This window comes from Candidatus Amarolinea aalborgensis (assembly GCF_900491745.1).
Classification (GTDB): Bacteria; Chloroflexota; Anaerolineae; order SSC4; family Amarolineaceae; genus Amarolinea; species Amarolinea aalborgensis.
In genome coordinates, this window is sequence record NZ_UETR01000066.1 from 1 (window position 1) to 10466 (window position 10466).

Annotated in this window: 10 protein-coding genes; 6 read left to right on the forward strand and 4 right to left on the reverse strand. The window is 64.9% G+C overall.

The features are described 5' to 3' along the window. Positions 1-396 (forward strand): hypothetical protein (locus ACPQ6D_RS23380; RefSeq protein ID WP_423226769.1); only part of this gene is annotated, 396 nt, incomplete at its 5' end. A gap of 403 nt (positions 397-799) precedes the next feature. On the opposite strand, the gene xseB is transcribed toward ACPQ6D_RS23380, so the two are convergent. From xseB to ACPQ6D_RS23395, 3 genes are read right to left on the reverse strand one after another with little or no spacing between them, the layout of a single operon-like run. Next, positions 800-1033, reverse strand: coding sequence for an exodeoxyribonuclease VII small subunit (xseB, locus tag ACPQ6D_RS23385; protein ID WP_423226770.1), 234 nt, complete (start codon positions 1031-1033; stop codon positions 800-802). After that, positions 1023-2240, reverse strand: coding sequence for an exodeoxyribonuclease VII large subunit (gene xseA, locus ACPQ6D_RS23390; RefSeq protein WP_423226771.1), 1218 nt, complete (start codon positions 2238-2240; stop codon positions 1023-1025). Before xseA ends, xseB begins: the two co-directional genes overlap by 11 nt. A gap of 16 nt (positions 2241-2256) precedes the next feature. Further along, a complete protein-coding gene (locus ACPQ6D_RS23395; RefSeq protein ID WP_423226772.1) occupies positions 2257-3570 on the reverse strand; it encodes an NfeD family protein in 1314 nt (437 codons plus the stop codon). Positions 3571-3832: 262 nt separating this feature from the next. Here ACPQ6D_RS23395 and ACPQ6D_RS23400 point away from each other — a divergent pair, with 262 nt between their 5' ends. Both ACPQ6D_RS23400 and ACPQ6D_RS23405 read left to right on the forward strand, forming a co-directional pair. Then, entirely contained in the window at positions 3833-4039 is a 207-nt protein-coding gene (locus tag ACPQ6D_RS23400) for a DUF951 domain-containing protein (protein WP_423226773.1), read from the forward strand. An 18-nt stretch (positions 4040-4057) separates the two neighbouring features. After that, positions 4058-5242 carry a M24 family metallopeptidase gene (locus tag ACPQ6D_RS23405; protein WP_423226774.1) on the forward strand — a complete coding sequence of 395 codons (1185 nt, stop codon included), beginning with the start codon at positions 4058-4060 and terminating at the stop codon, positions 5240-5242. Positions 5243-5411: 169 nt separating this feature from the next. Here the strand turns inward: ACPQ6D_RS23405 and ACPQ6D_RS23410 are convergent, their stop codons facing one another. Then, positions 5412-6662: a hypothetical protein gene (locus tag ACPQ6D_RS23410; protein WP_423226775.1), complete on the reverse strand. Its 1251-nt coding sequence runs from the start codon at positions 6660-6662 to the stop codon at positions 5412-5414. Positions 6663-7325: 663 nt separating this feature from the next. Between ACPQ6D_RS23410 and rocD the strand changes: the two genes are divergently transcribed. The 3 genes from rocD to ACPQ6D_RS23425 form a co-directional block, all read left to right on the forward strand. After that, positions 7326-8558, forward strand: coding sequence for an ornithine--oxo-acid transaminase (rocD, locus tag ACPQ6D_RS23415; RefSeq protein WP_423226778.1), 1233 nt, complete (start codon positions 7326-7328; stop codon positions 8556-8558). A 21-nt stretch (positions 8559-8579) separates the two neighbouring features. Then, positions 8580-9554, forward strand: a complete 975-nt coding sequence (locus ACPQ6D_RS23420) for a UV DNA damage repair endonuclease UvsE (RefSeq protein ID WP_423226776.1) — start codon at positions 8580-8582, stop codon at positions 9552-9554. 216 nt (positions 9555-9770) lie between these two features. Then, positions 9771-10466, forward strand: a 696-nt coding sequence (locus tag ACPQ6D_RS23425) for a hypothetical protein (RefSeq protein WP_423226777.1), incomplete at its 3' end; no start/stop codon positions are given.

The following is a 10466-nucleotide window of genomic DNA, read 5'->3' on the forward strand; positions in this document are numbered from 1 at the left end:
GGACTTCATCCCCCGGCGATCCCCGGCGGCGCGCGGCGTCCAGCGAAGCCAGCGATTCGCCTGGCGATGAAATCGCCAGGCTACGCAGTGGCGCCCCGTCAACGGGGCTTGATGCCGGGCCGCACGTCAGCCCGGTTCACCGGGCGCCGTTTTGTCGCCGGGGGACTTCATCCCCCGGCGATCCCCCGGCGGCGCGTGGCGTCCAGCGAAGCCAGCCATTCGCCTGGCGATGAAATCGCCAGGCTACGCAGCGGCGCCCCGTCAACGGGGCTTGATGCCGGGCCGCACGCCAGCCCGGTTCACCGGGCGCCGTTTTGTCGCCGGGGGAGCGCGACGTCCAGCGAAGCCAGCCATTCGCCCGACAACGACCGCTCGACGGTAAGTTTAACAAAATAAGCCGACGATCAGACGATCACCCACCAATGACGCCCAGTCCGCTTCAGCGGACTTCAACTATCAGCCTGAACTTCAGTTCAAGGCTACCTGCCGGTGCAATCGCCCGCTCTGCGCTACCAGTAGTTCCATAAGATTAACAAAATAAGCCGACGATCAGACGATCACCCACCAATGGTGCCCAGTCCGCTTCAGCGGACTTCGACTATCAGCCTGAACTTCAGTTCAAGGCTACCTGCCGGTGCAATCGCCCGCTCTGCGCTACCAGTAGTTCCATAAGATTAACAAAATAAGCCGACGATCAGACGATCACCCACCAATGGCGCCCAGTCCGCTTCAGCGGACTTCAACTATCAGCCTGAACTTCAGTTCAAGGCTGCCTGCCGGTGCAATCGCCCGGCCTGTACTACGCGTCGCGTTCGCTCCAGCCGTCGAAATCCACCGCGGTCAGGGCATCGCTGCCTGGTGTGGCGACGAGTTGGCGCACTCGCAAATCGGCCTTGTCCAGCAGCCCGTTGCACAGCATGGCCAACGACATGCCTTCTTCGTACAGCGCCAGCGATTCTTCAAGCGCCAAATCGCCCTGCTCCAACTTGCCCACCACTTCGTCCAGGCGCCGAAACGCTTGCTCAAATGTCATCTGCTGTCACCTCTGCTTCGAATGTGCCATCGGCCACCTGCACGCGCAGGCGCTCTCCCGGCGTAACCTGCGCCGCCTGGCGCACTACGGCCCCGCTGGCCTTCACCTGCACAATGGCATAACCACGCGCTAACACCTGCTGCGGGTTGAGCGCCGCAATCCGCGCCTGCTGCGTGGCGATGCGCGCCCGCGCCAGCGCGATGCGCGCCTGGATGCGCGTCTGGCCGCGATAGAGCAGCTCGTCAATGCGCTGGCGGCGGTAGGCAATCTGCTGCTGGGGCGAAACCCGCCGCAGCAGCCGGCGCTGTGCTTGCACCTCACGCCGCGCGGCCGCCAGCCGCGCCTGCATCTGCGCGGTGAGCGCATCGGCCGCGGCGGCCAACTGCGCGGCCAGGTCGCGTTGATCGGGCGCGACCAGGGCGGCCGCGGCCGTGGGTGTGGGCGCGCGCACATCGGCCACGAAATCGGCCATCGTGAAGTCAACCTCGTGCCCCACGCCGCTGACCACGGGGATCGCGCTGCGGTGAATGGCCCGCACGACCCGCTCATCATTGAACGCCCACAGTTCTTCCAGCGAACCGCCGCCGCGCGCCACGATGATCACGTCTATCGGCTCCACCGTGGCCGACCAGCGATTGAGCCGCTGGATGGCGGTCTCGATCTGCGCCGGCGCCTCGCTGCCCTGCACCAGGGTTGAGGCCAGCAGCACCTCCACCAGCGGGAAGCGGGCCTTGAGCGTACGCAGGATGTCGCGCAGCGCGGCCGCATCGGCCGAGGTGACAATGCCCACGCGCTGCGGCCAGGTCGGCAGCGGCCGCTTGCGCGCGGGATCGAACAGCCCTTCGGCCGCCAGCCGCGCCTTGAGCGCCTCGAAGGCCTGGTTCAACTGCCCCAGGCCCGTAGGCTGCAGCAGATCAACCACCAACTGCAAACGACCCTGCGCCGGGTAGACATCCACTTTGCCATGCGCCTGCACCAGGTCGCCGTGCGCGGGCAAGCGTCGCAGGAAGGCCGCCTGGGCGCGCCACATGACGCACTCCAGTGTCGCCGCGCCGTCCTTCAGGCGAAAGTAGCAGTGGCCTGAGCCGGCCGCCTGCGTAAACTGCGACACCTCGCCCTGCACCCACACGTCCTGCAAGGCGTAATTCCCCTGCACCGTGCTCTTGATATCGCTGATGAGTTGGCTGATACTGATGACCGTTGGCATGGGGTGGTTCAGCTCCTCAGGCGCTGCGGCGCACCAGCAGTCGCATGCCCTGGCGACCCGTCACTTCGACGTATGCGCCGACGGGCGCGCGGCCGTCGCCGATCTCTGCCTGCCACAGCTCGCCATTGAGGAAAACCTGGCCGACCGGCTCCAACGCCATGCGCACTTCCGCGCGGCTGCCGATCAGCGCCTCCGCGCCCGTGGTCGGGCGTCGGCGTTGGGCGCTGAGGGCCTTGGCCACGGCAAAGGCAAAAAAGGCGGCGGTAAACAACGCCAGCGTAATGATGGCCGGCCAGGGTACGGCCGTGTACGGTGTATTGAACAAGATGCCTGCTCCTACGATGAACGAAGCTACGCCCCCCAGGGTCAGTGCGCCGTGGGTAGGTGCTTTGATGTCTAGAATGAAGAGGGCAAAGGCCAGGATGATGAACCCCAGGCCGACCCAGTTCGCCTCCAACGCGCCCAGGCCATAGAAAGCCAGCAGCAGCGCAATCACGCCAACGACACCCGCCGCATACCCGCCGGGGCTGGAGAGTTCATACAGCAGGGCGTTAAGTCCCAAGGTCAACAAGATGGCGGCAATGCTCGGGTTCGTCACCGCGTTCAGCAGGTCTTCGAGCAGCCCAAGCGGGACCTCGTTGGTTTGCACCGCTTCCGTGTGGAAGGTCTGCTCGCGACCGTTGACCGTAACCGTAAAGCCGTTCATCTGCGCCAGCAGGTCATCCAGGTCACGCGCGATGAAATCAATCACGCCCAGGGCTTTGGCCTCATCAGCCGTAGCTGCGCGCGCGTCCTCCACGGCCTGGCGAGCGAATTCAACCGCCTTGTCGCCGCGCCGTTTCGTCAGATTCTCGGCATCGGCTGTCAGGATGTTGACCAGCTTGCTCTTGATCGTGTCTGGCAGCTCGGCGCCGCCTTCGCCCACAGGGCTGGCCGCGCCGATGCTGCTGCCGGGAGCCATCGCCGCGACGTGCGCGGCGAAGGTAATCAACGTGCCGGCCGAGCCAGCATGCGCGCCGCTCGGACTAACATAGACCACGACCGGTACGTCAGACTTGAGCAGCAGCTGGATGACGGCCTGCATCAAATCCGTGCTGCCGCCGGGTGTGTCGAGCTGCAGGATTACCGCCTGGCTGCCATTGGCCTGCGCCTGCGCAATGCTGCGTTCCAGGTAGCTGACCAGGATCGGCGTCACCGGGCCGCGGAAAGTCAGCACCTCCACGGTTCCCGCGTGCGCACGGGCGGGACGCGCGCCGCTGAGAATGGTCAGCACGACCAGGAAACTATAGAAAGCCAAGATCAAACGCTGGCGCCACGACCGTTGTCGCATAGTTGTCTCCGTGGGGGATGATCACGACAGCGGCGCAAGATCATGCCGCCGCTTGCGCTTGAATTATACCGCGCGCGCCGCGCAAAGTACAGAGGGGAGAGTACAAAGTGCAGGGTGCAAAGTACAAAGTACAAAACGCGCAATACTATTCGCGGCGACGCGACGGGCGCGGGCGTGCCAACATCCCAAATGGGTCTGGGGGATGCTTTGGGCAGATAGAACGACCGGTGTATAATTGTGTGGTGGGGGAGGAAATGAACCTATGCCACTCGAACTATACTTGGGTGATGTTGTCCGCCTGCGCAAACCGCATCCGTGCGGCGGTTATGATTGGGAAGTGGTGCGCCTGGGCGCGGACATCGGCATTCGCTGCCTCACCTGCCAGCATAAAGTCCTCCTCGAACGGCGCGACTTGGAACGGCGCCTGAAGACCTTCGTCAAGCGCGCGGCCGCCCCTGATCAGTCATAGAACCAGGAACATAAACCGATGACAGACCTTGCAGAAATCCAAAACGCTCTCCAGCACGCCGACCTCGATGGCTGGCTCTTGTTCGACTTCCGCGGCATGAATCCGATCGCCGCGCAGGTGGCCGGGCTGCCCCCAGAAGGCGTTTTCAGCCGGCGCTGGGCCTACTGGATTCCGGCCCACGGCCAGGCCGCCAGGCTCGTCCACCGCATCGAGGCTGGCCCCTTCGCCGGGTCCAAAGAACCGGTGCATACGTATGTCACCTGGCAAGAACTGACCCGCGGGATCCAGGACCTACTCGGCCCAGCACGGCGCATCGCCATGGAATACTCGCCTGGCGGCGCCATTCCCTACGTGGCACGCGTCGACGCCGGCACGATGGAGCTGATCCGCAGCCTGGGCGTGGAGGTGGTCTCTTCGGCTGACCTGGTGCAGTGGGTGCAGGCGCGTTGGACGCCCGCACAGTTGGCGCAGCATCGCGAGGCTGCGCGCCTGCTCAACCAGATCAAAGACGAGTGTTTTGCCTGGCTGGCGGCCGAGCTGCGCGCCGGCCGCTCACCCGGCGAGGTGGATGGGCAGCAGTTTGTCATGCACCGTTTTGCCGAAACCGGCCTGGTCACCGACCATCCACCCATTCTGGGCATCAACGCGCACAGCGGCGATCCGCACTACGCGCCGGCCACGGCGCGTCAGCACTTTCTCAAGGCGGGCGATTTTGTCCTGCTCGATCTGTGGGCCAAGCTCGACCAGCCGGGCGCGGTGTTTGCTGATATTACGTGGGTGGCCTTTGCCGGCGCGGAAGCGCCCGCGGCTCACCGCCAGATATTCGACATCGTGGCTGAGGCGCGCGATGCGGCCGTGCAGTTCATCCAGGAACGATTCAGGGCGGGGCAGCGCATGCAGGGGTTCGAAGTGGACGACACCGCGCGCGCCGTCATTGAGCGGGCCGGCTACGGCGCAGCCTTCTTCCATCGCACCGGCCACAGCATTGACACCAGCGGCCATGGCAACGGCGTCAACATGGACAATCTGGAGACGCACGATGAGCGCACACTGATTCCAGGCGTAGGCTTTTCCATCGAGCCAGGCATCTACCTGGCGGAGTTCGGCGTGCGCAGTGAAATCAACATGATTGTGGGCGACGGTTTCGCCGAGGTGACGACCCAGCCAGTGCAGCAGGCCATCGTCCCGCTCCTGCCAGCCTAAAATCGAGCGCAGTGCACCGGGAGCTCGCGGCTGTCCAGGCCTGTTTTTTGTGCCGGTTGCGGCGCCAAAGCCGATGAAAATCTCACCGCGAAGGCACCAAGACGCAAAGATAACTTCTTTCTCTTTGCGCTCTTGGCGTCTTCGCGGTGATTCGTAGGTCTCCGCCGGCCTATTTGACGACAACGATGCCGGGCATGAGGTATTCGTCGTAGTTGCCGTCGGCAAAGACAATGCGCAGGCGCAGGTCGTAGCGACCGGCCGGGTAGCGCGCCGTATCCCACAGCGCCAGCGTGTTGCGTTCAATCGGCTGGCTGCTGGAGGCCAGCCACAGCCAATCGTCGCTGCCGGCGCGCGCCACATGCAGATCGTAGCGAACAAAACCGGTCCCGCTGGCCCAACCCCAAATGCGCGCCTGGCCGCTGATCGTCTGATCGCTGCGCGGGCCGTAGATGCCCGGCCCCGCCAGGACCGGCGTTGGCGTAGGGGTTGGCACGGGCAGCGGCGTCTCGTTCGCCGTCTCGAAGCCGCTCAGCAGCAAATCACGCAGCTGGCCGCCGCGCAGTTTCACGCGCAGCCGCAGCGCGTAGACGCCATCGGGCCAGCGCCGCGTGTTCCAGACGCCGAGCACGCCGCTCTGTACAGTCCCTGAAACCGCACGCAGGAGATCGAAGCCTTCGCCGTTGTCCAGCCCCAGGTGCAGTTGATAGCCCAATTGCCCGGTGACGTTGGCCGTGCCGCGAATCGTCACCACGCCACGCAGAGGGACGCCGGCTAACGGCTCTGTGATGGTCATCACGCTGGTCGCAATCAGAGGCGTGGGCGTGGCAGTTGGCGTCGGCGTGGCCGTCGGCGGTTCGGTTGGCTCGGCGGTCGCGCCAGGCGGGCGCGCGGTCGCGGTCAGAGTCGCGGCCGCGGCCGCCGTCGCACGGGCGTCAGCCGTGGCGTGGATCCTGGCCTGGTTGACGAGGTAGATGCTGTTGGTGTAGTAATCGCGGTAATCCCCAGTCTGCGTCACCAGGCGCAGTTGCAGGTTGTAGCGGCCATCGGGATAGGGCGGCGTGAACCACTCGAATAACGGGCCATCCACCACCACGTGCTCGACCGTTGTCAGCCAGATGCGCTGCACCAGCGCGCCGTCAGGGATCAGGTAGATTTCGTAACGCTGAAAGTTGTCAATCGTGGCTGTGCCGCGAATCGTCACCGTGCCCATGACGGCGTCCCCCGTGGCCGGCGATGTGATGCCGGTCTCAGCTGCAGACTTCGGCGAGGCTTCGATGAGCGGCTCGACTGAGCTCGCCGAAGTCTCAGCCGAATCGCTCAGTCGAGCGGCCAGGCGCGCGGCAGGCAGTAGGAGCGGGGGCAACAGGCAGATGGTGAGCAGGGCGACCGGAAGCCAACCCAGGTCAACAATTCGTTTCATCCAAGAACGTCTTTCGCACTTTCGCTATTTTTCGATCCGGCTCTGCGTTAGACCACGCGGGCCAGGACATCGTTACGTCGCCGCGCAAGCGCTTGGTTGCCATTGTACCATAACGCCAGGGGAATCGGCAATCAACCGTGCCAATCAGGGTGCATTTCAAACTGGGGGCAGGTTGGGCGATGGAAGCTTCGTCGTGAGCTCAGCCGAACGATCGCTGCAATGCCTGCAAAGCTCGCCTGCGCGAGCTGCACCGCGCAATTGAAACGCGCCCGCCACGAGGTGCAAGCGCCTCGCGGCCAGTCAGGCCCGCAGGGCCTTCCACCTCGTAGCCCGATCCGTTCACGGTCGGGCGGCGTTGTTGGTGCGCACGCCATGCGGCCACCAACAACGCCGGAGGCCAAAGGCCATCCGGCTACGAGGTGCAAGCCCCTGCGGGGCTGCGCCCCCAAACTGAAATGCACCCCGCCAATCAACCCTGCGCAACCTGATGATTATCAGTGTCAAGCCGCGCGCAATCTGGTAGACTAGGCGCAGCCGCTGTGCTACAATTGGGTGCCAGCGGCCTGGCGTTGGTGTGCGCGGCGAGTCTTCGCCCCCCACCGCGGCACCAGCATAATCGCAAGCAGCAGAATCGCCAAGAATTCTCAAGGAAGAGAAAATATGATGCTCACACAAGATTACGTTCAACTCGATGAAACCTATGGCGCCCACAACTACAAGCCCCTCAATGTCGTGATTACCCAGGGCCAGGGCGTCTGGGTGACCGACGTCGAAGGCCGGCGCTACCTCGACTGCCTAAGCGCCTACTCCGCGGTCAACCAGGGCCACTGCCACCCGCGCATCGTGCAGGCCTTGATCGCCCAGGCGCAAACGCTGACCTTGACCTCGCGTGCCTTCCGTAACGACCAAATGGGACTGTTCCTGCAAGACCTGGCCAGCTTGACGGGCTATGAGATGGCGCTGCTGATGAACACCGGCGCGGAAGCGGTCGAGACCGCGGTCAAGATGGCGCGCAAATGGGGCTATCAGCGCGGCGGCGTGCCTGAAGATCAGGCCGAAATCATCGTCTGCGCCGACAACTTCCATGGCCGCACGATCAGCATTATCAGTTTCTCCACCGAACCGCAGTACCGCGCTGGCTTTGGCCCCTTCACGCCTGGCTTCAAAGTCGTGCCCTTCGGCGATTTGCGCAGCCTGGAAGCCGCATTCAGCGCCAACACCGTGGCCTTCCTCGTGGAGCCGATTCAGGGCGAGAGCGGCGTCCACGTGCCGCCGGCCGGCTACCTCAAATGGGCCAAAGCCCTGTGCGAGGAGCACGACGTTCTCTTCATGGCCGACGAAATCCAGTCTGGCCTGGGGCGCAGCGGCAAGCTCTTTGCCTGCGACCATGAGAACGTCAAGCCCGATGTGATGATCATTGGCAAAGCGCTGTCGGGCGGCTGCTACCCGGTGTCGGCCGTCCTGGCCTCGGCGGACATCCTGAGCGTCTTTCGGCCGGGCGATCACGGCAGCACCTACGGCGGCAATCCACTGGCGTGCGCCGTGGCGCGGGAGGCGATGAAGGTGTTGGTGGAAGAAAACCTCATCGAGAACTCGGCCCGGCTGGGGGACTATTTCCAGGCCAAATTGCGCGCCATTGCCAGCCCCTTCGTGCAGGAAGTGCGGGGCAAAGGCCTGTTCATCGGCGTCGAATTGAAGCATGAGGCCGGCGGCGCGCGCCGCTTCTGCGAAGCCCTGATGCGCCAGGGTCTGCTGTGCAAAGAAACCCACGAGCACGTCATTCGCTTCGCGCCGCCGCTGGTGATTACCCAGGCCGAAATTGACTGGGCGCTCGCGCGCATCGAGCCGGTGCTCTTGGGCCAGTTCGAGGGCGCGCCGGCCCTGGCATTGGCCTGACTTTTTTAGCGAGGCCCCCACATGCAGCTTGGCTTTCCCGTCGCTGTGCAGGGGCGCCCCGGTTTACGCGCGTACGACAGCCGTTCTCCCCAGGCGCCTGGTGGGCAAGGCCCGCACCTCAGTGTGAGCCTTGCCTACCTGCGCGACATTCTGCGCTACCTGGCGCAGATGCGCATCCACTTCTATCGCGTCTCCAGCCGCCTGGCCCCGCACCTGGCCTTTCCCCAGCATCCTGAGTTGGCCGGCCAGATGGATCAATGCCAGGCCGAGCTGGCTCACACGGCCGCGCTGCTGCGCCGTGACCGCGTGCGTGTCACGATCCACGCGGAGGCCAGCGTCATCCTCAACAGCGACGACGCCGCGCTGACGTCCGCCAGCCTGGCGCATGTGACCGGCCTGGCTGATCTGCTGGATCGCCTGGGCGCAGGGCCTGAGGGCGTGGTGGTGATCCACACCGGCGGCGTCTACAGCGACAAAGCCACGGCGCGCGCCCAGTTCTGCCGCCGCTTCGCCCGCCTGCCGTTGGCCGTGCAGGCGCGCGTGGCGCTGGAAAACGACGATGACCGCTACGGCCTCAGCGACGTGCTGTGGATGCACCGTCAAACCGGCGTGCGCCTGGTCTTCGATCGCCTGCATCACCTGGTGTACAACCCCGATGGCCTGGACGAATTCGAGGCCCTGGGCCTGGCGCTCAGCACCTGGCCACGCGGGGTGCGGCCCAAAGTCCACTTTGCCTCGCCGCGCACCGCGTTCAACCTGTTGACGGCGGCGGACGCGGGCGGGCGCCGCCGCTTGCTGGCCGCGCCGCGCTGGACGCAGCACGCAGATTATGTCAACCCTTTTGAGTTCATTGACTGGCTGCGCCGCGCGCGCGCCGGCGGCCTGCCCGATTTCGACATCATGCTGGAAGCGCGCGGCCGGGACCTGGCCCTGCTGCGCCTGCGCGCCGATCTAGAGCAGTTTGCCCCCGACGTGCGGAGCTGGATCGAAAGCTAGAGGCAAAACAATGAACAGGACGCAGATCAACGCGGACGACGCACGCAGATTTGGCGGTACGGTTGGGCAGCCAATGCGGCTCCGGGGATGACTGGTGCAGCACGCGCGGCGTTGAAGTCCTTCTTTCGTCCAATCTGCGTTTTTCGGCGTGCATCTGCGTCCAACTCGAGAACTTCGTGAACGGTTACAGATAGAACCGTGCGACAGGAGGCGCCTGTGGCTGTGCTACTCAATATGAACGATCTACCTGCGCCGGGGCATCAGCGCGTGCTGGTGGCGGTGCTGCCTGCGCCGGCTGACCTGGCGCGCGCGGATGACGAGGGGTGGTATCGCGTGCCGGTGGCGCGTGCGCCCGGCCAGATGGCAGCCGATTACCTGGCGTTTTACCAAACCGGTGCCTTTTCCCCGGCTGACCGCTGGCAAGTGGCGACCCTGGCGGCCGTACGCCGCGTCGGCATTGCCCGCCGCGTGGACTTGCTGCCCGCGGAGTCGCAGCACCCGCGCGCGCAGGACGAATACTACCACATCGAGTTGGGACCGCTGTGGCGTCTACCGCAGCCGATTCCCAGCCGGCGCCTGCGTCGTATCACCTTCATCCCCACAACGCTGGCGCGACTACTCAGCGCGCGCGAAATCAACGATCTATGGGACAAGGGAACGGCGCAGGATCGCCTTTGGCGCGCGCTCTTGAACGCCGGGTTGGAGGCCGAACGCCAGGCGCCGTGGGATGATCCGCCGGGCGACGAAGCGCCCGACCCGGATGATCTGTGGGGCGTCGCCGAAACGCCAGAACGACCGCCAATTGACTTTGCCCTCTACGGCAGCGCCGGCCGCGTCGCGGTCATCTGCCAGCCGGCCGCGGCCGGCCCGCGCAATCTGCGTGAAGCCCGCGATCAACGCTACGCGCTGGCC